19 protein-coding genes are annotated in these 24,053 nt (G+C 53.2%); 9 read left to right on the forward strand and 10 right to left on the reverse strand.

All coding sequences use genetic code 11. From position 1 onward, the window contains the following. Window positions 1-63 precede the first annotated feature (63 nt). The 7 genes from CCY01nite_RS04785 (at window position 64) to CCY01nite_RS04815 (ending at window position 10,497) form a co-directional block, all read left to right on the forward strand. The gene (locus CCY01nite_RS04785; protein WP_146858303.1) at window positions 64-681 is read left to right on the forward strand and encodes an RNA polymerase sigma factor; all 618 of its coding nucleotides are present in this window, start codon (window positions 64-66) and stop codon (window positions 679-681) included. 106 nt (window positions 682-787) lie between these two features. Further along, window positions 788-2,011, forward strand: a complete 1,224-nt coding sequence (locus tag CCY01nite_RS04790) for a FecR family protein (RefSeq protein ID WP_146858305.1) — start codon at window positions 788-790, stop codon at window positions 2,009-2,011. Between the two features lie 306 nt (window positions 2,012-2,317). Continuing rightward, window positions 2,318-5,764 carry a SusC/RagA family TonB-linked outer membrane protein gene (locus tag CCY01nite_RS04795; protein ID WP_186830909.1) on the forward strand — a complete coding sequence of 1,149 codons (3,447 nt, stop codon included), beginning with the start codon at window positions 2,318-2,320 and terminating at the stop codon, window positions 5,762-5,764. Between the two features lie 15 nt (window positions 5,765-5,779). Beyond that, window positions 5,780-7,279 carry a RagB/SusD family nutrient uptake outer membrane protein gene (locus CCY01nite_RS04800; protein ID WP_146858309.1) on the forward strand — a complete coding sequence of 500 codons (1,500 nt, stop codon included), beginning with the start codon at window positions 5,780-5,782 and terminating at the stop codon, window positions 7,277-7,279. A gap of 11 nt (window positions 7,280-7,290) precedes the next feature. Continuing rightward, window positions 7,291-8,436, forward strand: a complete 1,146-nt coding sequence (locus tag CCY01nite_RS04805) for a TlpA disulfide reductase family protein (RefSeq protein WP_146858311.1) — start codon at window positions 7,291-7,293, stop codon at window positions 8,434-8,436. 26 nt (window positions 8,437-8,462) lie between these two features. Beyond that, complete coding sequence (locus tag CCY01nite_RS04810) at window positions 8,463-9,647, forward strand: TlpA disulfide reductase family protein (RefSeq protein ID WP_146858313.1); 1,185 nt, start codon at window positions 8,463-8,465, stop codon at window positions 9,645-9,647. Window positions 9,648-9,735: 88 nt separating this feature from the next. After that, window positions 9,736-10,497 carry a hypothetical protein gene (locus CCY01nite_RS04815; RefSeq protein WP_146858315.1) on the forward strand — a complete coding sequence of 254 codons (762 nt, stop codon included), beginning with the start codon at window positions 9,736-9,738 and terminating at the stop codon, window positions 10,495-10,497. Window positions 10,498-10,510: 13 nt separating this feature from the next. Here the strand turns inward: CCY01nite_RS04815 and CCY01nite_RS04820 are convergent, their stop codons facing one another. The 5 genes from CCY01nite_RS04820 to CCY01nite_RS04840 form a co-directional block, all read right to left on the reverse strand. Further along, the gene (locus CCY01nite_RS04820) at window positions 10,511-10,879 is read right to left on the reverse strand and encodes a VOC family protein (RefSeq protein WP_146858317.1); all 369 of its coding nucleotides are present in this window, start codon (window positions 10,877-10,879) and stop codon (window positions 10,511-10,513) included. Window positions 10,880-10,948: 69 nt separating this feature from the next. Continuing rightward, complete coding sequence (locus CCY01nite_RS04825) at window positions 10,949-11,770, reverse strand: AraC family transcriptional regulator (RefSeq protein ID WP_146858319.1); 822 nt, start codon at window positions 11,768-11,770, stop codon at window positions 10,949-10,951. An 8-nt stretch (window positions 11,771-11,778) separates the two neighbouring features. Then, on the reverse strand, window positions 11,779-12,258 hold the full coding sequence (locus CCY01nite_RS04830; protein ID WP_146858321.1) for a putative immunity protein: 480 nt from the start codon (window positions 12,256-12,258) through the stop codon (window positions 11,779-11,781). Then, complete coding sequence (locus CCY01nite_RS04835; protein ID WP_146858323.1) at window positions 12,248-12,565, reverse strand: DUF1129 domain-containing protein; 318 nt, start codon at window positions 12,563-12,565, stop codon at window positions 12,248-12,250. The genes CCY01nite_RS04830 and CCY01nite_RS04835 overlap by 11 nt, the downstream gene beginning before the upstream one ends. Continuing rightward, on the reverse strand, window positions 12,562-13,125 hold the full coding sequence (locus tag CCY01nite_RS04840) for an RNA polymerase sigma factor (RefSeq protein WP_146858325.1): 564 nt from the start codon (window positions 13,123-13,125) through the stop codon (window positions 12,562-12,564). Before CCY01nite_RS04840 ends, CCY01nite_RS04835 begins: the two co-directional genes overlap by 4 nt. Before the next feature lie 111 nt (window positions 13,126-13,236). Between CCY01nite_RS04840 and CCY01nite_RS04845 the strand changes: the two genes are divergently transcribed. Together CCY01nite_RS04845 and CCY01nite_RS04850 are read left to right on the forward strand one after the other, a co-directional pair. Then, a complete protein-coding gene (locus CCY01nite_RS04845; RefSeq protein ID WP_146858327.1) occupies window positions 13,237-13,575 on the forward strand; it encodes a DUF6249 domain-containing protein in 339 nt (112 codons plus the stop codon). 27 nt (window positions 13,576-13,602) lie between these two features. Further along, on the forward strand, window positions 13,603-15,234 hold the full coding sequence (locus tag CCY01nite_RS04850; protein WP_146858330.1) for a serine hydrolase: 1,632 nt from the start codon (window positions 13,603-13,605) through the stop codon (window positions 15,232-15,234). Window positions 15,235-15,367: 133 nt separating this feature from the next. Here CCY01nite_RS04850 and CCY01nite_RS04855 read toward each other — a convergent pair whose 3' ends face one another. From CCY01nite_RS04855 to CCY01nite_RS04875, 5 genes are all read right to left on the reverse strand, one after another. Further along, on the reverse strand, window positions 15,368-15,919 hold the full coding sequence (locus CCY01nite_RS04855; protein ID WP_146858332.1) for a YdeI/OmpD-associated family protein: 552 nt from the start codon (window positions 15,917-15,919) through the stop codon (window positions 15,368-15,370). Between the two features lie 113 nt (window positions 15,920-16,032). Further along, window positions 16,033-17,316, reverse strand: a complete 1,284-nt coding sequence (locus CCY01nite_RS04860; RefSeq protein ID WP_186830910.1) for an SGNH/GDSL hydrolase family protein — start codon at window positions 17,314-17,316, stop codon at window positions 16,033-16,035. A gap of 10 nt (window positions 17,317-17,326) precedes the next feature. Beyond that, complete coding sequence (locus CCY01nite_RS04865) at window positions 17,327-19,087, reverse strand: carbohydrate-binding protein (RefSeq protein WP_186830911.1); 1,761 nt, start codon at window positions 19,085-19,087, stop codon at window positions 17,327-17,329. A 34-nt stretch (window positions 19,088-19,121) separates the two neighbouring features. Continuing rightward, the gene (locus CCY01nite_RS04870; protein ID WP_186830912.1) at window positions 19,122-20,951 is read right to left on the reverse strand and encodes a carbohydrate-binding protein; all 1,830 of its coding nucleotides are present in this window, start codon (window positions 20,949-20,951) and stop codon (window positions 19,122-19,124) included. Window positions 20,952-20,969: 18 nt separating this feature from the next. Beyond that, window positions 20,970-24,050, reverse strand: coding sequence for a glycoside hydrolase family 2 protein (locus CCY01nite_RS04875; protein ID WP_146858340.1), 3,081 nt, complete (start codon window positions 24,048-24,050; stop codon window positions 20,970-20,972). Window positions 24,051-24,053: the final 3 nt, after the last annotated feature.

Here is a 24,053-nt window from a genome sequence, read left to right on the forward strand (position 1 = left end):
ATGGTGGAGAGAAAGTGAAAATTATATAGTATTGTGAAGGAGGTATCAAATTTTTATTAATTATTGTCAGCCAACCACCCATACGAAGAATATGACCTTGTTCAGCGGTTTCAGGCGGGTGATATCGGGGCTTTTACCGAAATATATGACCGGTATTATTTCCTCATTTACCAATACGCGAAACGATGGCTTCCTAACAGGCAGGAAGCGGAGGACGTTGTTTCCGAAACGTTCATAAAGCTGATGCAACGGCGCGGGCAGATGGAAAGCCCGGCGAAAATCACAGCTTTCCTTAAAGTCACTGCCCGCAATGCCTGCCTGGACATATTGAAGCATAACAAGGTGAAATCCGCCAGGCATGCTGACCTGTTACAGCATCTGCTGCTAACGTCAGCGCCCGATTTTTCCTGGCTGGAAGTCCGGGAAGAATTCTTGCGGCTCGTTTATGCGGAAGTAGAAAAGATGCCGCGGAAAATGAAAGAAATTTTTCTGCTCTCCTATAAAGAAGGGCTCAAACCCGCGGAAATTGCGCAACGGCTGAACCTGAACGTTCAGACCGTGAGTAATCAGAAATCGAACGCCATAAAGCTCATAAAAATAGCCCTGGGCCAATCCTTTATCCTGTTCCCCCTCTTTTTCCCTGTTGCCTTTAATGATATTTTCGAAATACTTTATAAGTAAGTATTTCAACGTAAGTGAATAAAAAAAAGATCGTTCTTTTTCTGGTAGGTTTTATTTGTTCAGTCGTAATAGATGAAGGAGCGCATCGTTCATAAAAATCTCATAAATGGAAGATAAGGACATACCTGGTTTGTTATATAAATATCTGCAGGGAACCTTACAGGAAGACGAGCAGCGCCGGTTGGAAGACTGGAAAGCGCGCTCACCCGATAATGCCAGCCTGATGGAGGAAATTGCCTCCCCGGAGTCACTCAGTGAAAGCCTTTCCGAATACCATCCTGACAATAAAAAGGCGTTGCGGGAGCGGATACTTCATAAAATCCTGGATAGCGACCACCAGTTTTCCCATGCCCCTGAACGCCCTGTAATGACCGGCCGCCGCTGGTGGATGGCCGCGGCTGTTCTGGCAGCTGTTGTTTCCTCCGTTTACTTTATCGCATCTTATTATCAGCGGCCGGAGCCAGGCAACGTTGCCGTATCGGCCACACCCGCGGAGGTGCTTCCGGGAAAAACCGGCGCGATATTGACCTTGTCGGATGGCAGCCAGGTGGTGCTGGACAGCTTGCGCGAAGGCGTCGTTTCCAATCAGAACGGCACGCAGGTAGTGCTTGAGGATGGCGGGCTGGCCTATAATCCGGCTGGACCGGCTTCCGGCGGGATCACCTACAATACCATCACAACGCCCAAAGGCCGTCAGTTCGATGTGCGGCTGCCGGACGGTACAAGGGCCTGGCTGAATGCCGCCAGCACTATCACCTATCCTACCGCTTTCCATGGAAATGAAAGAATGGTAAAGATAACGGGAGAAGTGTACCTGGAAGTGGTTAAAAGCAACGTTCCATTTATGGTAAATGTGAACAACAAAACAAGCATCCGCGTGCTGGGTACGCACTTTAACGTCAATGCTTATGATAACGAGGAAAGTATCAGTACCACCCTGCTCGAAGGAAGCGTGCGGATAGCATCCATCCCGGCCGGTTCCCGGCCTTCGGACAGGGAAACCGTGATACTCAGACCGGGACAGCAGGCAAAAGTGCAGGTGGGTTCCGGAGGACATCCGGAGATCACTGTAAGCAGCGATGTTTCCGTGGAAAAAGTCGTGGCCTGGAAAAACGGGCTGTTCGATTTTGAAGGAGCGACCCTTGGAGAAGTAATGCGTCAGCTGGAACGCTGGTATGATATTGAGGTAGTATATGAAGGTGATATCCAGCAACTGAAACTAACGGGAAAAATGACGCGGGGCGTAACGCTGAATGGCTTATTGAAGGGGCTGGACAGATTGGGCATTCACTGCCAGCTGGAAGGCAGAACGCTGAAATTGTTCCCCTGACACGCATGCAACGTAATAAACATAAACCAACCAATACACCTGGCTGATATCAGAAAACCGTCATGGTTAGGCCCCATGACGGTCGGATGATTCGGTCAGATTTCAAACGGTCAGACAACCATTATTCATTTACAACCAAATCAGTTGCAAATTATGCAAAAAAAATGCTATTGGCTCCCTATGCGCTTCCGGGTCGTTTTTTCCGGCCTGGTATCAAAGAGCAGGGGCATCAACCAAATCCGCTTTGACGGATGCTGCGAGCCCTTAAAAAACATCAAAGGATTCCGAACCAAAATCTGGAGGGTTATGAGACTAACCGCGCTGTTACTGACTTGCGCTTTTATTTCCGCTCAGGCTACGGGCTTTGCCCAAAACGTCACGATCACCGGTAAAGACCTGACGTTCAGGAAAGTTTTTTCAATGATTGAAAAACAAACAGGTTACGTTGTATTTACAAAGGAAGCCTCGTTTTCCCGGAACAAAACGGTTTCTTTATCCGTAACGGACATGCCGTTGACGCAATTTCTGGACATGCTGTTAAAAGACCGGTCCATCGAATATGTTATAGAAGACAAAACGATTTTCCTGTCTGAAAGAAAAATGCCGGTACCCCCGGGGACCTCCCCGGAACGCCGTGCTGAAAGGTCAACCATCAGCGCATTCATTCCGGTGACCGGCCGTGTAGTGGATACTGCCGGTAAGCCGCTGGCGGGTGCAACGCTGACCATCCGCGGCAAGAAAGTGTCCGCCGTTACCGACGAAAGCGGGCGGTTTATCCTGCAAGCCGATGCGGGTGATGTTATCCAGGTATCTTTCATAGGTTATGAGAGAATTGAATACCGGGTGTCTGCCACCACTTCCCAAAGACCGCTGGTGCTCACGCTGCATGCTGCCGTTCAGAACATCGGGGAAATAGTGATCTCCACCGGTTACACGCAAAGGAAGGTAAGCGAACTGACCGGCTCCGTGCAGCGCTTCAGTGGCGATGATCTCCGCAGTGGTGTTTCGGGCGCCAATCCGCTCGCGATGCTCAAAGGTAAAGCCACCGGGATGTATATCGTGGAGAATGGAGGGAGTGTTGCCACGAGGGGGCAGATCGTATTAAGGGGACAGGCGTCCATGCCTGATCAGTCCAACAGCAATTTCGGCCCGCTGATCGTGGTGGACGGCGTGATCACCACGGCGGCCAACCTGCAGGACATTGTAAACCCCAACGACATCGAGAGCCTCACCGTACTGAAGGACGCGGCCTCCGCGGCGATCTACGGTTCAAGAGCGGCGCAGGGCGTGATCGTGGTCACCACCCGCCAGGGCTCCAATGCACCGGTAAAGGTCAACCTGAACCTAAGTCACGGCGGCGTATACAGCAACAGGCTGGTGAACTTTATGAATACCGGACAATTGTCCGAACACATCACGCGCAGCATGCAGTCACTCTACGCCGGCACGCCCTCTTTGCAGACCCGCTTCGGCAGCTTTGAAAATTATTTCAATGCAACGCGCCTGTTTACGGATGCCGACCTGCAAAAGAATTTCAGCTGGACGGACCGTGCCTTCTATCCCAATGGCAGCCAGAGCGATATCAACCTGTCGCTTTCCGGGGGCACCGACCGTACGAAGGTGTATGCGGCCGTGAACTGGGTGAACCAGGACGGCACCGAGCTGAGCGATAACCTCAGCAGGAAAGCGTTACGCCTGAACATCGACCAGCGCATTTCCCGGAAGCTGACTTTCTCGCTCAACACCAATGTGCTGTGGGACAAGTATACCGCTACCACCTCTGAAAACCAGATCTACCTGTTCCAGCCCTGGGTAACGCCCTATACCGCCAATGGCGCACTGGCGGACTCTGTTCCCAACTACATTTACAATCCTTCCGGGGAAAGGGTCACGCAATGGTATGATAACCCTTTGTATTCACATGAGTACAACACCTCCATCAACCAGCGGCAAAGCTATCTGCTCACCGGCAGGCTGAAATACGAGATCCTTCCCTGGTTAACCGCGCAAAGCACCAATACGTTGCAGTACACCAATATCAACGTGAACAGCTACCGCGATCCCCGCACCTACAGGGGCCGCTATGATGGCCCGGCCAATGCGAGGGTGCGGATAGACGGATCGATCAATATTTCCGATACGAGAAGCACCTACTTCCTGACCTCCAACATGCTGACGGCCAGCAAGCGTTTCGGCGATCATGCACTCAGCGCGCTGGTGGGCCAGGAATATGGCGAAACCCAGACGACGTTCATGTCCGTTGACGCCTATGGAACAGCATATCCCGGAGAGCGGAACCTCGGCGCGTTCCAGAACTACGGGAACTGGCTGAACAAGCAGCGCGGCATTCTTCCCATTCCCGGCTCATCAGCGCCGCTGGAAAAATCATCTTTCTCCCTGTTCGGAGAGATCAACGAGAATTACAAAGGCAAATACCTGGCATCCGCCTCTGTGCGCCGGGATGCATCCACGAACTTCGGTAAAGAGAACCGGTACGGCACGTTCTACTCTGTAAGCGGCGCCTGGCTGATGAGCAATGAACCGTTTATGCAGCAGATCAAACCGGTATCGAACATGAAGATCAGGGCTACGTACGGCACCTCCGGAAGAGAAGCCGGCGCGGATTTCCTGAACTTTACGACCTATGCGGATGCGGTTCGTTATAACGACCAGTCCACTTTCGGCGCAACGATCCAGCGCCTGGCCAACGACCAGATCACCTGGGAAACCACCTATACCACCAACCTCGGCCTTGATCTTGGATTATGGGACCGGGTGAACATTACAGCCGATTACTACTACAGAAGAAGCGCGGGGCTGTTGCAAAGTGTGCCGCTGCCCACCTATACCGGTTTCCCTACTCAGATACGCAATGTAGGCGAGCTGACCAACAGGGGCATCGAACTGACGGCCTCCGCTGTAGCCGTTCAGGCCGGCAAATTCAAGTGGGTCCTGGATGCCAACATCAGCTTCAACCAGAACCGCCTTACCAAAATATTCGGGGATTCCCTGATAGATGGCTTCTCCAGGGCCTACTACCGTCACCTCGGAGAGGATATCAATACCCTGCGCGCGATCCGCTACGTAGGGGTTAACCCGGATAACGGCCGGCCGCTTTTCGAACGTATCAACGGCGACAAAAGCGTGGATATCGTAGACAGTATTCCGCTGGCAAAAGCGGGCAGCCTGCTCAGCTACCAGGTGATAGGCTCCGCAACGCCCAAATTCTTCGGAGGCTTTACGAGCACCTTCATATACGGCGGCTTTACTTTAAGCATGCTGTTCAACTATTCCTACGGCAACATCATCATGAACAATGCGCTGCGCAACTTCATGAGCCCCAGCACCTGGCAGAACGGCTTCAACGCAGCGGCGCCAACGGAAAACCAGCGCTTCTGGGAAGGCCCCGGCGATACCAACGCCAACTTTCCCAACTGGTATGATATTGCATTCAGCCAGCGTGGCGGCACCAACATCAACTCTTCATTGATCTACCAGGATGCGAGCTACCTGCGTTTGCGGAACATCCGTCTTTCTTACGACTTCAACCGTGATCTGTTGCAAAAACTGAAACTCTCGGGTCTGAGCGCATATGTCAGCGCAGACAATGTGTTCGTACTGAAAAGCAAAGAGCTGTATGCCTCCGACCCGGAAGGCGCCACCGTCGGCGCCGTTTCCAATGCTTATGCAGGAACCGGCATCTACAGCGCCATGCCCAGGAGGCTCATTTTTGGTCTTAACGTAAGCTTCTAATTAAAACATTGAATCATGACCTTTTTCGATATAAAATATTCCGTTCGCACCGGCATTTATGCTGCCGGGCTGTTGCTGCTGGCAACAGGTTGCGGTAAGAAACTGGACGGCCTCGCGCCGCATAATGTGAACTTCGAGAGCCAGCAGTTTGCTTCGCCCGAAGGCTTTACCAAGGCTACGATCGGCAACTATGCCGGGCTGTATGCCGTAGAAACACACTGGTTCAACATCAGTGAATTCCGCGGCAACAATGTGAAGTTCATCGACCAGACCTCCACCAGCAACCTCGTAGACGCCCAGAATATTGACGCCTTCAACTTCACCAATACCGAATCAAAGGATTTCGGGTTGACGCATCAGTTCTGGCAAACCTCTTACCAGGCATTGCTGGGTGTTAACATGGTGCTCAGAAATGTAAAGGAAGAAGAAACAGACCCCGTGATCCTTCAGGCGAAAGCCGAGAACCTGTTCCTGCGGGCCTTTATCAACTTCAACCTCGTCCGGGTATATGGCAGGCCCTATTACCAATCCCCGGAAACCAACCTGGGCATCCCGCTGATCCTCGAGCCGATCACCAGCACCGCCAATCCTCCCGCCAGGGCCACCGTCAAAGAAACGTACGACCAGATCATCACGGACCTGAACGCCTCTATTCCGCTTTTCTCTCAAAAGAAAGTGAACAGCTTCGCCGGCAAATATGCTTCCTTCGCTTTGCTGTCCCGTGTGTACCTGTACATGAGCGGCACCTTTAATACGCCCGCTACGGACTACGCCCGGCTTTCAGAGCAATACGCGGATTCGGTGATACTAAACGGCGGGTATACCCTGTTGCAGGATGCCGCCTATACGGACTATTACCAGAACAGCAATCAAGCCAATACCGAAACCATCTGGGCGCTCAACCACGACGCCAACATCATGACCCTCCCGATGCTGCTCAATCAGCCGGCCGGCGTGTATGCAGGGCATCCCAGCTATTCTACCGGCCAGGCCAAACCCTCGCCCGCGCTGCTGGACCTGCTGACCGTAAACGATCTGCGCCGGAACTTCTACATGGTTGACAAATACAAGAACAACACAACCGATACATTGAGCACCACAAAGTATTATTATAAATACCTGAACACCGGCGTTTATTACAGCAATGCGCCGTTCAACCATCTCCGCCTCGCGGAAATGTATCTGAACAGGGCGGAAGCAAGGGTGAAACAAGGAAGGAACGATGATGCGCTTACAGACCTGAACGCCATTCATACCCGCGCCGGCCTCACGGGATTAAGCGGTCTGTCCGGACAGCCCCTGTTCACCGCCATCCTCAACGAACGCAGGCTGGAACTGGCGTTTGAAGGCCACATCGGTTATGACTACTTCCGGAACGGATTGCCGATGGTGAGAAATTACGATTCCTTCAACTCGCCCGCACTGACCATCAACCCGGATGATCCCAAGGTGGTAATGCGGATATCGCTGGATGTGATGGTGGAGAATCCCAAAATGACACAGAATAAACAATAAAAAATACGACAATGAAAAAAGCCCTGCTTTTATTTTTTATACTTGGCAATGTGGTTGTCTGTCATGCACAATTTGTGCTGGATGGAAAGATGACCGCCCGGAATATCAACAAAATTTACCTGAGCTACACAGATAGCAAAGGTGCGCGTAAGTCAGACAGCAGCCTTGTCCGCAATGGCTCCTTCAGGTTTTCCGGAGATATCAAAGAGCCCACCATTTCCATGCTGAGCACCGCGCTGAATGCCAGGATGGACCAGGCCAACATGGCTACCATCGTCCTGGAACCTGCCGCCATGAAAGTTACGATCGGCCAGGATGATTTTAAAAACGTCATGGTGACCGGCTCGCGTTCGCATGCAGAATATGCTTCGGTCAATGATCAAATGCAAAAGATCCGGGCGCGCTGGCAAGTGGTGATGGACACATTGAGCGCCGTCAACAAGAGAAGCAATTTTGCGTTCCAGGAGCTGAAGAACTGGGTACTAAAACCCTACAACGCCGAGATCGATGAAGTGCAGAACTCATTTTTGAAAGCGCATCCCACATCGTACATGGCGGCATACTTCCTCCGCGTAAAAGCCGGTGAGCTGTCCGCCGATTCCCTGAACAAAATATTTGCGCGTTTTCCTTTAAAGGTGCAGCAAAGCTCCTTCGGCAAAGCGATTGCAGAAGAGCTGGAAAGGAAAAAGAAAGGCGTGCCCGGTGTAGTTGCTCCTGCTATTGCCAAAACTGATATCGACGGGAAGCTGCTGCGGTTGTCCGACTACAAAGGCAAGTATGTATTGCTGGATTTCTGGGCCAGCTGGTGCCTGCCATGCCGCAAAGGCAATCCCCATCTGAAAGAACTGTATGCGCATTACAAATCAAAAGGATTTGAGATCATCGGCGTATCGGATGACGACCGCAAGCATGATGCCTGGCGTAAAGCGGTGGCGGATGATGGAATTGGTATGTGGAAGCACGTGCTGCGCGGCCTGGATATGGAAAAGAGAATGCGGAACGAATCTAACCCGGATGACCTGAGCGAAGCTTATGGCATCAGAACGCTGCCCACGAAAATTCTCATTGACCGTAATGGAGTGATCGTAGGAAGATATAACGGAGGAAGTGAAGATGATGCGGCGCTGGACGCCAAACTAGCGGAAGTCATGCCATAAACACATTTAAAACAAACTGAAAACCAATGATAAGAAACAGCGTATACTTCGCCGCATGCCTGCTGCTGCTTTGCAGCTGCGCATCCCGTAAGGACAATCATGCATTTGTATTGAACGGCAAGCTGGAAGGCATTCCCAAAGGAAGCGCAAAGCTCGTGCGGATGGATATGTCCGACCGCACCAGCCATACAGTAGACAGTGTGGCCGTCGAAGCCGGTCAATTTACCATGCAGGGCGAGATCAGGCGGGCGGAGCAGTTGATCCTCCGCATTGAGCCCGGCAACTGGTCGCTCCGCCTGTTCGTGGAGCCGGGAGAGATCACGGTGGAAGCAGACACCACCGGCGCAACGCACTACGATTACTCCGCTTATGGCGGAGATATTGGTGCCATCATCGAAAAGTTCACCGTGTCGGGATCTGCCAACCAGGATATCATGCATGCCCATGAAAATCATCCCGACAAAAAAAGGTTCATGCAACAGCTGAAGGCGGTCAACATCGCCTACCAGTCCGCCACCGGGGAAGATCAAAAGGATTCCGTACGGGCCGAAGCGGAAGTGATCCAGAAGGGCTTGAACGATTGGACGCTCGCGTGGATCGACAGCCTGGTAAACGTACAGCCAGCGATGTCTGCCGGGGCCTTGCTCCTGGAAAATTACTACCAGTTCAATCAATCGATGCCCCTGGCGGAACTGGAAAAACGTGTGAGTGCGTTCAAAGCGCCTGCTGATTCTTCGGGCTATATCCTCCGGTTAAAAGAATCCATTGGCAAACTGGAAGCGCTGATGCCCGGTAAAGTGGCTCCTGATTTTACGCTGCTGACGCCTGACAGCTCGAAATTCACACTTTCCTCCACAAGGGGAAAATACGTGCTGATCGATTTCTGGGCCAGCTGGTGCGCACCATGCAGGCAAGCGATCCCGCATTGGAAAGAGGTGTATGCGAAGTATCACGACAAAGGTTTTGAGATCGTAGCGCTGACCAATGACTCGAGATGGGCCGACTGGTTCAAAGCCCTGAAAGCAGAGCAAATGCCCTGGCCGCAGGTAGCAGACGAATTCCCGGTAAAGAATATGCCTGCCCGCGTGGCGGAGCTGTACATGGTGCCGAGCCTTCCCACCTACGTTTTGCTGGACAAAGAAGGCAAGATCATCCTGCATACCACGTCCAAAGCAAAGGTGGATGAGGAATTGAACAAGTTGTTTTTATAGCAGGAAAATATTAAATGATAAATTTGCATCGCAACCGGCGTTTTATGCCAGTTGCGATGCTTTTTACAGACCGTTTAAAATCCGGAAAATGAGCAGGATATTGATTTTTCTACTGGTAATGATGGCAGGCCACGCAGCGCAGGCTATCGAAACAAAAGTGATCGTCAGGGCAAAAGCAAAGGACGCCAAATTCATCGGGTCCTCGCTTGGAGGCGCCTACGTGATTATCAGGGATAAAACCAATCAGCGCGTATTGGCGGAAGGATTAACGGCCGGCACGCCCGGTAATACAAAAACCATCATGCATACGCCCCGTGACCGCTATACGCAGCTGGCGGACGATCAGACCGCCGGGTTCGAGGCGGTGATCGATATTGAAGAACCGGTGTTTGTGCGGATAGAGGTTATCGCGCCATACAATCACCGCCAGTCGCAGGTACAGGCCGTTACCGAATTATGGCTGATACCCGGCAAGCACATGCTGGGTGATGGCATCATCCTGGAAATTCCCGGTTTTATCGTTGATGTTCTCAGCCCGCGGACCCATCAGTTCATCACCCTGGCATCCGTAAAAGACAAACCCTTAAAGATTCAGGCCAACATCGTGATGATGTGCGGCTGCCTGATCAACAAAGGCGGCACCTGGAACGGGGATGAGATCGAAGTAAAAGCTATCGTGAAAAAAGACGGCAAATTCCTGAAGGAGGTTACCATGTCGCTGATAGATGCCAATCTTTTCGAGGCCGTCACCGCGATCGATGCCAAAGGGGAGTATCAGTTCACGGTGTATGCGTATCACGAAAAGAGTGGTAATACGGGAGTGGGCAAGGTGAACTTTGTAGTGTATTAACCCGCCATCTGCATCAACCCGGAGAATGCACCCCCAGTTTATTCCCTTCGGTGTCAAGGAACATGGCGTAAAAGCCCATATCCGGCCCAATCGCCGTTTTCGGAATAACTACCTTACCGTCGTTGGCGGCGACTTTGTCCAGCACTACCTGCAAATCGCTGCCGCCGTTCAGGTAAACGATAACGCCATCGGCCGAGGGTTTGTATGCGGCTCCTTTGATCACAGCGCCGGAAACCGATTGACCATCGCCTGCAAATAATCCCATCTGCACACCGTCCATGTCCACGTCCTCAATGTGAATGTCCAATATGGCCTGGTAGAACGCTTTGGCCCTGGAGAAGTCAATGGCCGGAATTTCAAAAATCGAGATCAGTTGTTGCATAAATTTCTATTTTCCTTTGACGCAAAATTATGCCTCCATCAAAAGGACAAATTGTAAAAATGCGACACCTCAATCTTTTCCATAAATAAGGGAGGACAGCGCCAATTCATCATCTTTATAAAATTCCTTAGGGCTAACACCGGTGAACTCCTTAAAATCCTTTATAAAATGTGCCTGATCGTAATACTCGCTTTCATAAGCAATGGATGTCAGGTTTTCGGATTTTCTGTTCAGCAGCATCTTTAAAGCGGCCTGCAGCCGGATGACCTTACCCAATTGCTTCGGGCTCATTCCTACCTGTTTGAAAAACTTTCTTTCCAGCTGCCGCCTTTTCGACAATGCTCCCTGTAACAGCAGGCTGGTGGTGATGTTTCCTTTGGCGGAGAGCATCATGTCAACCGTTGATTTCAGGATATTGTCAACTATCATGGTTTCCTTCAGCTTGTGTAAAAAGAAATTGTCCATGATGGCTATTCTTTCCGCCGTGTTCTCTGCATGCACGATCCCGTGTTCCAGGTCGTCCGCAATTTTTTCTCCCAATAGCAGCCCGAGCGGCGTTTCTTTATTTGCCAGCGCTTTAATGGGGGTTGATGTGAAATTTGCAAAGCCGTATGGATAAAAGCGAATGGCAAATGAATGAACAACGCCGGTGGGCTCAACGAAGAACGGTTCGCTGATCTGTCCGAGCACCATGGCGCGGGGCTGAAGAATGTATGCTTCTTTGGATGTATATCTTTTTACGTCATCGCCGAGGATGAAAATCATTTCGATGCAGCCGTCGGGAAGTATCCGCTGCCTGCTGGCGGCAGGCTGTACGGGAACTTCGAGCGTCCAGTAGCATTTTATCAATGCTTCCAGGTCAGGATGCGGTGGAAATGTTTGATAGTTCATGGATCCGGTTAGATTTTGAAGCTTTTCTCCTTCTGTTTCATCGTACCGCTGACCAGTTCCGCAATATCCGCCGGTAACTGCTGCAATTGCTCATATTGCCACGCTCTTTCCTCGTCCAGCGGCCTTCCGGCCATCTTCAACGCCTTTAATGCATATAGCGGCGCTCCCATTGAATGGTCCGCCATATGAGCGGTAGCCACGGCATGACCAATGGAACGCGCTGCAGCGGTTACAACCGGATCTGCGGCTTCCCTCGCAGCGGCATGGGCGCCGAGCGAAGCCTTCATTGCCGCACCTACGGTGGCATTCCCCTGTTCCCATTCCTTCGCTACCTGCAATGCATGCAGCAAGCGGTCATCCATCGGCCCGATATCGAGAACCGACAACAGATGTTCCGAGCACGCCCGTGCCCACCGGATCAGCAGCCGGTGCTGATCTTTCGTAAGCGGCCCGCCCCGGTGTACCGCAACAAATCGTTTATCCCGCATATCTCCATTTATTCAACCGTATCATAACCCCCAGCCCAACGGCCAACGCGGCCACGCCAGCGGGCAGCGCCGGGTGAATGGCCCCCGGCAGCAAAATGTAAAGCATCCACAGGTTAAGCAATACCAGCACGAACAGGATGCCTTTCCCGATCCGCTCTTCCTTTTTGTACCGCATGCTGTAGTTGCTTTTGTAGCTGCGGACAGCGATGTTCACCAGCCGGTCAGACAAGCCTTCCGGCGCGGCGTCCAGCCCTCTTTCTTTCATCATGGCGGACAGGCGGTCGGATGTTCTTTTATCTATCTTCATAACAGATCATGGGTTTCGTCAGTTAGCAATCGTTCCAGTTCTTCTTTCAGATTCTTTCTTCCTCTCAGTAATCTCATTTTAACGGCGGATTTTTTCAGGTCCAGTATTTCGGAAATTTCGGCAACGCTCTTCTCTCCCAGGTAAAACAGCGTGATCACCACGCGCTCATCTTCCGTCAGCCGGTAAAGCGCCAGATCGATGTACCGCTTGCGGTCAGCCTGTTCCAGCGCACCGGACTGCTGCCAGTGCTGCACTTCCTCCGGCGCCGGAAGGCCGGGCTTCCGCGCGTTCATCCTGGTGATGGCCGTATTATATACAATGCGGTAAAGCCAGGTAGAGAACTTCGACGCCTGCCGGAACTCCCCCAGCGCGCAGAATGCTTTCATGAACGCATCCTGCACTACCTCCTCGGCGTCTTCCCGGTTCATGACAATTTTCAGCGCAACCGTATAGGCAAGGTCCCGGTAGGCATGAACGAGGTATTCAAAGCCCTCTTCATCCCCCTGAACGGCCCGTTGCAGAAAATGGTCTTCCTGGCTATGATCGCGCTTGAATAACATGTTCCTTACTAAACTAACATTTTTACGTTAGACTGCTTTTTATAAAAACCGGTCACCATGTGACCACCTGCCATTTATTACAGTCATATGGGTAATTAAATAGAAAACACCATGCAACCAACATCGGCGGCTTTATTCGTTTCCCTGTCCCTGGTGGTATTCGGCATCAGCTATTACTATTTTACCACCCGGCACAAGGAAAGAATGGCGATCATAGAAAAGGGACTGCCTCCTGATTTTTTTAAAGGATCAGCGAACTATTTACCGGTTATATTGACGTTGGGGATCGTGAGCATTGCAATTGCAGCCGGCGTAGCGGCAGGCGCGCTGCTTGGCCCCTGGCTGCCTGTGGAAAAGGCCGTTACCATCACATCCTCCGCATTCCTGTTCATGGGCCTGGGGCTGCTGCTGTCCTGGCTGATATTAAGACAGCCCCGAAACAAACAATAAAGTATCCAAATATCAATATTTATTAAGATGAAATATTCATTAATGGCATTCCTGTGCCTTGTCTGTTCGCTGTTCAATCCGGTTACCGGTATTTGCCAGGATGCGAGGTCTTTCGATTCACTGTTAACGGCCAGTTTCAAAACAGGCGGCCCCGGCGCTGTGGTGCTCATAGCAAAAGACACCCAGGTGCTTTACCGGAAAGCATTCGGCAAAGCCAACCTGGAACTGGATGTTGACATGCAACCGGATCACGTATTCAGGCTGGGGTCCGTCACCAAGCAGTTCACGGCCTGCGCCATCCTGCGGCTGGCCGAAGAAGGCAAGCTGTCATTACAGGACGATATCAGGCGGTTCATTCCGGATTTCCCGCACCCGGACAAAAAGATCACCATCGAAAGCCTCCTGACGCATACTTCAGGCGTAAAAAACTACACCGGCCTCCCCCGGTTTTCCGAAGTAAAACGCCGGGACCTTTCTCCCAAAGAGCTGGTGGACATTTTCAGGAACGAGCCGCTGGATTTTGAACCCGGCGCCCGCTTCAGCTACAGCAATTCGGGATATGTGCTGCTGGGGTATATCATTGAACAGGTCACCGGTAAATCCTATGCGGCCTATATCAACGAAACCTTTTTTCAGCCGCTGGGCATGAATAGTGCCTACTACGATAATGCTTCCATGTTGATCCCGCGCAGAGCCTCCGGGTACAAGCCGGTGAACGGCGGATATGCGAATGCGGATTTCCTGAGCATGACGCTGCCGTATGCGGCGGGCTCCCTCGCATCCGGGGTGGACGATCTGTTCAAATGGTACCGGGCGTTATCGGATGGACAAGTGATCAGCAAGGCCAATCTTGAAAAAGCGCAGAGTTCCTACCGGTTGAAAAACGGACGGCTGACCGGTTATGGCTATGGATGGGCCACCGGCAATGTGCAGGGCAGTCCGGTTATCAAACATGTGGGCATCATCAACGGCTTTGTCACCGCCGTGGCGTACCAGCCAGCGGAAAAGCTGTTCGTAGCGGTCCTCGCCAACTATGAGAACGCGCCTGACGCTGATATGCTCACATCCAGGGTACTGGCCATCCTGATGCACAAGCCCTATAACTACCATGAGATGCCCATGCCGCCAGCTGAACTCAAATCTTTTCAGGGCGTTTACACGCTGGATGACGGTGCAAAAAAGATCATCTGCTATCAGGATGGCCGGCTGATGTATTATAGCGCGGGCGCGCTGAAGGAACGGCTCATACCTTTTGGAAAGAACAGCTTCTACATCGAAAACAGCCTGAACAGCCTGATCTTTGAAGAGAACAGGAAAGGCTTTGTGTTGAACAGTACCGGATTTCCGGTAAAAGGTGCCTCCACCGGCGAAAAGGTCACTGCTTTGGAAAATGTTCCTGTACCGGAAAGGCTGCTGTTACGCTATGCCGGGAAATACCAGTTCAATCCCGGGCCTGTTTTTGAAGTAAAGCTGGAAAACGGGAAGTTGTACGGACAGGTGGGCAACGATAAAAAAGAACTTGTTCCGTATGAAAAGAATAAATTCTTTGCCCGTGACCTGGATGCTGCGATCATCTTCAATATGGACAAGCAAAACAACGTCACTGGCCTAACCAAGCTGCAAAACGGGGAAATGCAGGCCGGCAGGATAAAGCAGTAATGAAAGCGTTCAACGATTGGCCCTGATGGCGGAAGAAAGCATCACACCCTCGGAATCGATTCATTCTTTAGCCGGGCCCATTCCGCTGATCCGGTTTATTCTTCCGCCGGACGACCGATCCCATTGAACCGATTCATTCTTCTGCCGGGCCGATCCCGCTGATCCGCTTTAGCCTTGTTTCCGGCCGCTTCGCCAGTACCAATGATTGCAGGATGAGCTTCTTTTCAGAACGGCTCAGGCCGGAGAACCAGGCTTTTGCAGCGGGCCGGCGGCGGAACTCCTTTTGCAGGTCTTCGGGAATAACGAGCGCGTCCACTTCGTCCATAATAGACCAGTAGCCGTTGTTCTTCGCTATCTCAATGCTTTCAAGCCCCGCGGGGGTCATCTGCCCTTCGCTGATGAGCTTTGCCACCCGCTCTTTGTTGCTCTTACTCCAGATGCTTTGGGGTTTCCGCTTCGTAAAAGATTGCAGGAACCGGTCTTCGTCCAGCGACAGCGTTTGCGCATCAATCCAGCCAAAACAAAGCGCTTCCTCCACTGCATCCGTATAAGCCAGCGCGGGCTTGGCCGCATTCTTTTTCGAGCAGGCCACCCATATGGTCAGTTTACGATGGTGGTTTTTCTCCAGCCATTCTCTCCATTTTTTCCTGCTCTTCGGAGCGATCGTTTTGGGTGTGGTTGTCATCTTGTTTCTTTTCCCCAAAGCTAAAACGATCATTTGACAGCCTTATGTCAGCAGTCATTTTCCGGATAAAAAAGGCAGCCTTTTTACCATCAGCTGCCTTTTTACCTTAGCTATTATTCCTGTACCTGCCCCCGCAGCAGCAAGTACCCGATGTAACAGGAATACGTTCCATACCTGCTGGTATCGCCCACCTCATTATTCCCCTGCGCCAGGATCGCCATCTTGTCAAACGGTTCGGACGACACCCGGAATTCAATTGTATGGCTTCCCTGCGCGATGTCTTTATAATAAAAGTACTGCGGGCGGTAGTAGGTGCTGTATTTGTCAAACCTTTTTTTCTTGGCGAGCAGCGTACCGTCCACATAAATTTCCAGCTGCCCGCATCCGGGCCCCACAACATCATAAAGCCCCGCCAGCGAGCCCTGGTATTGAATGGTAGCTGCCGGCGCCTGCGTACTGTCGCCCCGCATCAGGTTCGGAAATTTGTTCAGCAGATGCCCGGGAATGATGGTGTCGCCGGTGGTAATGGCCGTCCAGGTACCGTTGTAAGTCAGTTCATTGGCCGGTATCATTTTGGCGTCCTCCCAGTTATCGGCATCCAGCGCCGCCACCAGCCGGCTGGTGGGCAGCGTGGTGATCTGCGCGAATGAATCCAGCGCCTGCGCCAGCGTTGCGGCGTACAGCCGGTGACCGGTTTCCGGGTAAGGATGCGTACCGTCCTTCGAGAAAACGATCTTGTCCGGATGATCGGCGGGCACTCCTTTAAAGATCAATGATCCCGCTTTGTACAGCTGGATGACGCTATCGCACATCTGCACGGAAGGGATGCCGTAATGCGCGGCAACATCTTCCATCGCCTGCATCGCGCCGGTGAGCTGGCCGTTTACGAGGGTGGGTGCTGTACCTTCCGTTACCGTGTATACAAAGCAGATGTCCGTCTGCTCGTCCGCCGTCCATATCTGGCGGACGATGCCCTCCATTGTTTTGTGAATGACCTGCGCGGGAAGCGCGTTATCGTTGACGGCGAACTCCACGAACACGAGGTCCGGGTTTTTCGACAGCACATCTTTCTGCAAACGGAAAACACCCAGGTCCGATCCCGTACCGCCGATGCCGGCGTTGACCTGTGAAAGGGTCACGGCGGGATATTTCGACTGCAGCCAGTTGAATGACTGGTCGCGCCATCCGTTTCCCGCTTCGGTGATGCTGCCGCCGAAGTAAGCGATCTTCACATTGCCGCCGGCATTCATCTTTGTAAAGAAATTGGCAAGGCCCGATCTGCCGGGATGCTCCATGGCCATTATTTCCTGCGTTACCTTCAGTTTTTCTTCCGGCGCCGGTGTAACAGCAGCCCGGCAGCTGGTGAAGAGCAGCAGGCACAATAAGATATTTTTCATGTTTACGCTTTTAGTGGATCTTGAAATAATCGACGTTCGCAATGCCCGAGCCGCCGCTGAATACGAAATAAACATCGTGCACGCCGGTGCCGCCTGTAACGGCGGTGGTTTGTTCTTCCAGCTTGTCGTACCCGCCGGTTGAAGCAGTGGTCAGCTCGGCGATGAGCGTACCGGTGGGACTGCCCAGGCGCACCTGTATCTTCTTCCCGGCATTGGCCGCGGTAACGCCGAACCGCGCGGTGAACTGCGTGTAACCGGTCTTCAGGTCTACCTGGTTGAATTTCACCCAATCGTTATGATCGCAGGAACCGATGTACATGCCCTTATGCTGAATGCCCAGCATGTCATCAAAGCTTTCGGCATGCCGGTAAATAGCGTCAGAGCCCGGCAGCAGGCAGGAGGGCGAAGTGCCGGTGTTCGGGATGGTATAACCCGGAGGGCCCCAGTTGCGGAGCAGGTCCGGGAAACTCACAGGCGATTGAAAAGCGAAGCTGGTGGGGGAGAATGTGTATGTCCAGCCGGAGAGACCAGGATCGCCCTGCACGGGGAAGCTGTCTTTCATTTCGTAGTGATACCCGCCGGTGTTCACGATGCCGGTGGAATAATTGTAGTAGAGGTTGTGCTGGATCACCGGCTTCACCACGGCACCGGTCTTCAGGTAAGCGCCGCCGGCACTGTCGATCGCATAGCTGGATATGATGATGTTCTTTTCAAAGCGGTTGCCGGTCATGGTGGCGGTGCCGCGGATGGCGTAATTCAGCACGGCCAGTTTGCCGGTATTGCCGATATCCAGGATATTGCCGGTGATGATGTTGTTGTACCCGCCATGCACGAGGATGGGCTGACGGCCCGTACCGGCCATAACGTTGCCGCGCACCGTGGTGTTGGACGTATGATCGTCCAGGTACACCGCGCGCACATAGTTATCAAACTGTCCGTAGTCGCGTATGAAATTATTCTCGATGAAGATGCTGTCTGACAGCAACGTTCTTTCATTGGTATAAATGGCGGCGCCGTCCCTCGCGGTGATGCAGGTGTTCAGCAGTACGTTGTTCCTGACTTCCGTTCCGGAAATATCATCGCCTGTTTGCAGCGACCATACGCCGATGCCATAGCCGGTGGTGTTCCTGATCACGTTGTTCAATATACGTGTATGCGGCACCGTGCCTTCGGTGTTGATGCCTGCTCTGTCCCATCCCGGCGAGGGAACATTGCCGTCTTCCACGATGTTGTTGCGGATGGTATTGTGCGTAGCGGGACCGTAGGTCACGTTAAAGTAGGGAGCCGCATTGCTCCATCCGCGGCCGCCGTGCACACCGATGCCGCGGCTGGTGAAATCTCGCACCAGCAAGCCTTCGATCAGGATGTGCGAGCCACCGAGAATGTCAATCACATCCTGGATGCCGTTGCCGTCGATGATGGCGGAATTCACGGGATCGCCGGGAAAGGTTTTCCAGGTCTGCCCGTTATCGCTGGAATCCAGGATGAAGGTTGCGCTGCGGGCATATTCGCCGGCGCGCAGGTAGGTGGTCTTTACGGAAGACGCCCGCATGGCGGTCCGGGCGCGTTCCAGCGTGAGGAAAGGCGCTTCAATGGTGCCGTCGTTCGCGTCGTTTCCTTCCGGGGATACGTAAAAGGCGGCGGAATCTATTTCCGACCAGCAGGCGGTGCTGCTTGCATGCGAGAGTTTATCTTTCAGGCCGATAAAGATGGTGCGGTCTGAACAGGACATGCAGCAGTAGCATACGAACATCAGGTTAAGCAATTTCATGTTGTAGCAGTTTATGGATAAACAAATGGAATTGTCAGTAGAATGAAAAATAGTCGAAGTAGCCAATGCTGGCGGCTCCTTTGAACACGATGTACAGCCGGTGCTTTCCTGTTTCCAGGTCCAGCGCGGCCGTTTGTTCGCGGAAACGGGCATACCCCCCGGTATTTTCAAGATGCAGCAGCGCCACACGCCTCCCCGTCGGAGATCCGACCCGCACTTCCACCTGCCCCGAGGCGGCAGTCACCGCGGCCCTGGCGGCGAATGTTTTAAAGCCGCTTTTAATATTCACGTTGTTAAAGCACAACCAATCACCGTCATCGCAGGAGCTGACGGCCATGGCGGGGATATGGTCGAAGCCGTTTCCGAGGTGGATATTGTCCAGCAGGCCGCTGGTAGCGGAGTCGCCGCCGCCGAGCGCCGCGATGCCGTTCTTACTGATGCCGCGCAGGCTGTCGCAGCTCTCGGCATGTACATATACGGCGTTGGTACCGGGGGATAAACAGGACGGCGGTGTTCCTTCCCGCGGGATGCGGTAGCCCGGAGGGCCCCAGTTGCGCTGAAGCGGGCGGAAGGAAACAGGAGGATCATAAATGATGCTGTTGCCTTCTACTTTATATTCCCATCCGGATATGCGCGGATTGCCGGTGAGCGGGAACCTGTCTTTCAGCATGTAAAAAAGCCCGCCGGTGTTCACGATGCCGGTGGAATAGTTATAGTAAAGATTGTGGATGATCTCCGGTTCGGAAACATCGCCGAATTTGCGGAAAGCGCCGCCGGCAATATCTTCGGGGTAGCCGGATAAAATGATGTTACCGGAAAAGCTGTTTTGCAGCATGGGTTTTCCCCGGTGGGCGGCGTAATTGAGCACGCAGGGTTTTCCCGAGCTGCCGAGATCGATGATATTGCCGGTCACGGCATTGTTGCTGCCCCCATGTATTAGCAGCGACTGCGTGCCTTTGCCGGTGATGATGTTGGCGCGTACAGTGATGTTCGATGCCCAGTCATCCAGGTAAATGCCGCGCAGTTCGTTCTCATATTCGCCATAATCCCTGATGAAATTTTCTTCCACGAGAATGCCTCGGGAAGCCGCCGTTCTGTCGCATATATAAACCGCCGCGCCGTCTTTGGCGCCTGTGCAGGTATTCAATACCACGTTATTCTTCACCAGTGTGCCGGATATGTTATCGGTTTCCTGCAAGGCCCATACGCCGATGCCGTAGCCGGTGGTGTTCCTGATAACATTGTGCAGGATGTGCGTATTGGGCGTGGCGCCCTGGGTGTTGATGCCCGCGCGGTCCCAACCCGGCGCCGTGATCTCTCCGTTCTCTACAATGTTGTTGCGGATCGTATTACCCCTTGCAATACCTGTCCGTTCATTAAAATGAGGCGCCGCATTTTTCCATCCCAGCCCGCCATGCACGCCAATGCCGCGGCTGGTGTAATTTCTAACGGTGAGGCCGTCTATCGTGATGTTGCTGCCACCCATGATCAGCAGCACATCGTTCACGCCGGCGCCGTCTATGACTGCGCTGTTGGGCGCATCGCCGGGATAGCCGCACCAGCTGCTGCCGCTGTCTTCATCCGTGAGTATAAAACTGCTGATTTGTTTGTATGTTCCGGTGCGGATGTAGACCTTCTTCACCGGCGACTGCCGGATGGCCGAACGCGCCCTCTCCAATGTGAGGAACGGTTTTTTAAACGATCCCTCGGATTGATCGTTTCCTTTGACTGAAACAAAAAAAGCGGTGTCTGTGCCATTTGCCGTCACTTCCAGGCGAACGGCAAGGAATGCCAGGATGAGCAGGCAGCTACGACCTATCCGGCGCAATGTCAGTACACGGTGAACAGCATAATAATTTTTCATCTTCCTGTTGATCATTGATTAAATAACGAGTTTGGAAGCCAGGCGCCAGGCTTCCGGATTATACAACACCCTGTTCTGCAACAGCAGCTGGCAGATCCTGATCCTGCCTTTTCCGTATTGCGCTTCGGCCACTGCCATGCTTTTGCCGCTGGTGGCCGATTTGCCCCAGGAAATATTATCCGTGCTGATGATCTCCGTGAGGTCGGCGGATTTGATCATATTTTCCATCAGGGGGCGGATGAGCTGTTTACCGCCATCATACCAGAACCGGAAGCCCAGCGGGGCGCATCCTTTCATCATCGGATGCCCGGTGAGCGGTGACACGAAGTAGTAACTCCCCATGCTGCATTTGTTGACGGCAAATGATTTACCGGCGATGTTGTATTCGCCCGGCGATGCCTGCAAGAGCAGCATCGTTTTGCCGGCTGCTACCAATGCATCATATTTTGAATTATAATCGCTGATATCATCTACCAGCAACGCATCCGCACGGGCCGCATCTTCCACCACTTCCCATTTCATCTCTTCTGCCAACACCGCTGCGGGGCCTGTTTTGCGGGCCAGCCATACTTTGCGGCGCTCCGCCGCGGGACGGGGATATACTTTGATCACTACCGATGATTCGTGCAGCGGTTTTCCTACGGGATCGCAGAGCGCTATCCGGAGCGTAACATCTTGCGGCGATGTCACCCGCGGCAGGCGCAGGGGAATAAAGCCCTGGAAGGTGCTGCGATTCGCTTCGATGCGGGCATCCGCCATATTGGAGAACAGTGTGCGGCCATTCATTTCCAGCTGGTACCTGATCACATGGCCGGCGGGGCTTTGATTCAGATCGTTCACGATCCATGCTTCAACGGGAACGGTATCCCGGCTGAACGCCTGGAAACGGTCCGTGCGCAGCTGCACGGCCAAAGGCGACAAAGCATCCCGGTAGGCGTACCATGCCTTTTTCGGTTTGCGGTCCACGTCCATGATCGCTTTCATCCAGCCGGCGGGGAACGCATCAATGAACAGGTGAATGGCAAAGCTCACCATGCGGTCATTGCGGCGGAAGGCTTCGGTGGTCAGCTGCGTGATCGTGGCCTGGTGCTGCTGGCTGGCCTGCGCCCAGTCTTCCAGGCTGTGCTGTGTATTATACCACATGTAGTGAAACCGGCCGGTCTGCGCGGCGGGGATCTTTGAAGGGCTCCAGTTCCGTTCTTCTTCCCTGTTCCGCGGCAGCCAGGCGGCGGGATAATATTTGCGCATAATCTCAACAGATTCAAGCCCTTCCGAGCCGAACTCCCCGCAAGCATAATTCCAGCCGGGCTTCACCGGTATCCAGTATCCTTTGAACATCTCGCCGAGGCCCAGGCCGTGACCGTTATACCAGCCGTTGTAGCAATGGTTGTCCGGCAGCCCCGGAGAAGGCGGGTCGTAATCGCCATCGCCCGCTTTGATGACACGGTCGGGATTGGACATCAGCACCGCCTGGTCCGCGGCGGTGAAGAACCGTTCAAACTCTTCGTAGGTATTGAGATGCCGTTGCGGATTGCCTTCGGCGTTGGGGAATCTTTCGTTGATATAGGTAACGATCACATTGCAGGGATGGCTGCGCACCAGCCGTTCCATTTCTTCCGCCTGCCGCACGGCTTCAATCCATCTGTTTCTCCGCAATACGCCGAACAGCGGCAGGTCTGTCTGCGTCATCAGCCCCAACCGGTCGCAATGATCATAGATCTCCTCCTGCACCGGCATCTGCGTCATCCGGATAAAATTCATGTTCGTCAGCTTCGCCAGTAAAATATCATCGATGAGCTGATCCTCTTTTCCGTTCATTACGCTTTGCTGAAAAGCGCCCATCGTGTTCGCGCCCCGCAGGCGGATGGGAGCTTCGTTCAGGTAGATGCTTCCTTTCGGCGCATGCAAAGTATCCATGCGAAAGGAGCGCATGCCGAAGCTTTGCTTCCGGGCATCGAGCGCATTGCCTTTTTCATCCAGCAGGGTCAGCTGCAGCTGGTACAACCAGGGCGTTTCGTTGTTCCAGCGCCGCGCGCCGGGAATGTGTATCCTGAACCGCAGGAAGTTCACGCCGCTGCCCATCTGCAATTCCTTGTGCACATTGTCCGTGGTTTTTGCCAGGTCGCCCACGCCCGGCACCTGCACGGTAGATGGTTTGTACAGGCTGTGCTCATACACAACGGCGTTGAAATTCTGTCCGTACAGCGCGTGTTGTACGGCTATTGTTTTCCGGGAGGTGGAGGTGTTGTTCACTTCCAGCCAGACTTCCGCGGTGTCGCTGTTCCGTATGGGCCGCACAAATACGTCGTGGATATGCAAGCTGCTGCGGGCTTCCACATATACCTGCTGGTAGATGCCCATACCCGGCGGACAATGATGCCACCCGCGCTGCGGCTCGTCGTAACCCGGACCTGTGGCGGCATACAGTTTGTCGCCGTTGCGCTGCATCGGCTCATCGTTCTCCACTCTTACGAGTATTTCATTTTTCCCGGCAGCTACCACGCGGGTAATATCAAATTCAAAAGGCGCGAAAACGCCTTCGTGCGAACCTACGTACTGCTGGTTGACGAATACCCGGGCTTTGTAATCCACGCCCTTGAAATGAATGAACACCGCGCCTTTGGCGAGCATCTCCGGCGTTACGTCAAAGCCCGTCCTGTAAAACGTGATGGCTTTGCCGAGGGGTTCTCCGTAATGCGGGATGCGCACCTGTTGCCAGTCGGCCTTTCCTTTCTCCTGTTTCCAGGCGAAGGAATCCAGGTTTACTTTGATGCGTGTTTGCGGGATGGCCGGCGCAAGATCGCGCATGAAGGGCATGAATTTTTTTCTCATGCTGTCCAGCGCGGCGCGCAGCTCTTCTTCCGTATCGAGTTTTTCCATCGGCCGGAACGCGGCGGAGGGTCTGTTCTCCGTGGGCAGCTCAATGAACGGCAGCGGCGCCGGCACCGGCTGTTCAAGCAAATGCGTTCTTACCGCGGGCACTTTGTTGCCGATGGCGGCAAACTTGTCTGTTTCCTGCGCTTTCAATGGTTTCGCGCACAGGATTCCCGCTACCGTTATGCACACGGGTAGCCTGTGACGCCATAAAACTGGTATCATACT

Origin of the sequence: Chitinophaga cymbidii, assembly GCF_007992715.1 — a bacterium.
Taxonomy (GTDB): Bacteria; Bacteroidota; Bacteroidia; order Chitinophagales; family Chitinophagaceae; genus Chitinophaga; species Chitinophaga cymbidii.

What these genes read in the sequence shown, in the direction of transcription:
- CCY01nite_RS04790 (WP_146858305.1), top strand. Translation starts at nt 788, where the DNA reads ATGGAAGATAAGGACATACCTGGTTTGTTATATAAATATCTGCAGGGA.
- CCY01nite_RS04795 (WP_186830909.1), top strand. Translation starts at nt 2,318, where the DNA reads ATGAGACTAACCGCGCTGTTACTGACTTGCGCTTTTATTTCCGCTCAG.
- CCY01nite_RS04800 (WP_146858309.1), top strand. Translation starts at nt 5,780, where the DNA reads ATGACCTTTTTCGATATAAAATATTCCGTTCGCACCGGCATTTATGCT.
- CCY01nite_RS04805 (WP_146858311.1), top strand. Translation starts at nt 7,291, where the DNA reads ATGAAAAAAGCCCTGCTTTTATTTTTTATACTTGGCAATGTGGTTGTC.
- CCY01nite_RS04810 (WP_146858313.1), top strand. Translation starts at nt 8,463, where the DNA reads ATGATAAGAAACAGCGTATACTTCGCCGCATGCCTGCTGCTGCTTTGC.
- CCY01nite_RS04815 (WP_146858315.1), top strand. Translation starts at nt 9,736, where the DNA reads ATGAGCAGGATATTGATTTTTCTACTGGTAATGATGGCAGGCCACGCA.
- CCY01nite_RS04820 (WP_146858317.1), bottom strand. Translation starts at nt 10,879, where the DNA reads ATGCAACAACTGATCTCGATTTTTGAAATTCCGGCCATTGACTTCTCC.
- CCY01nite_RS04825 (WP_146858319.1), bottom strand. Translation starts at nt 11,770, where the DNA reads ATGAACTATCAAACATTTCCACCGCATCCTGACCTGGAAGCATTGATA.
- CCY01nite_RS04830 (WP_146858321.1), bottom strand. Translation starts at nt 12,258, where the DNA reads ATGCGGGATAAACGATTTGTTGCGGTACACCGGGGCGGGCCGCTTACG.
- CCY01nite_RS04835 (WP_146858323.1), bottom strand. Translation starts at nt 12,565, where the DNA reads ATGAAGATAGATAAAAGAACATCCGACCGCCTGTCCGCCATGATGAAA.
- CCY01nite_RS04840 (WP_146858325.1), bottom strand. Translation starts at nt 13,125, where the DNA reads ATGTTATTCAAGCGCGATCATAGCCAGGAAGACCATTTTCTGCAACGG.
- CCY01nite_RS04845 (WP_146858327.1), top strand. Translation starts at nt 13,237, where the DNA reads ATGCAACCAACATCGGCGGCTTTATTCGTTTCCCTGTCCCTGGTGGTA.
- CCY01nite_RS04850 (WP_146858330.1), top strand. Translation starts at nt 13,603, where the DNA reads ATGAAATATTCATTAATGGCATTCCTGTGCCTTGTCTGTTCGCTGTTC.
- CCY01nite_RS04855 (WP_146858332.1), bottom strand. Translation starts at nt 15,919, where the DNA reads ATGACAACCACACCCAAAACGATCGCTCCGAAGAGCAGGAAAAAATGG.
- CCY01nite_RS04860 (WP_186830910.1), bottom strand. Translation starts at nt 17,316, where the DNA reads ATGAAAAATATCTTATTGTGCCTGCTGCTCTTCACCAGCTGCCGGGCT.
- CCY01nite_RS04865 (WP_186830911.1), bottom strand. Translation starts at nt 19,087, where the DNA reads ATGAAATTGCTTAACCTGATGTTCGTATGCTACTGCTGCATGTCCTGT.
- CCY01nite_RS04870 (WP_186830912.1), bottom strand. Translation starts at nt 20,951, where the DNA reads ATGAAAAATTATTATGCTGTTCACCGTGTACTGACATTGCGCCGGATA.
- CCY01nite_RS04875 (WP_146858340.1), bottom strand. Translation starts at nt 24,050, where the DNA reads ATGATACCAGTTTTATGGCGTCACAGGCTACCCGTGTGCATAACGGTA.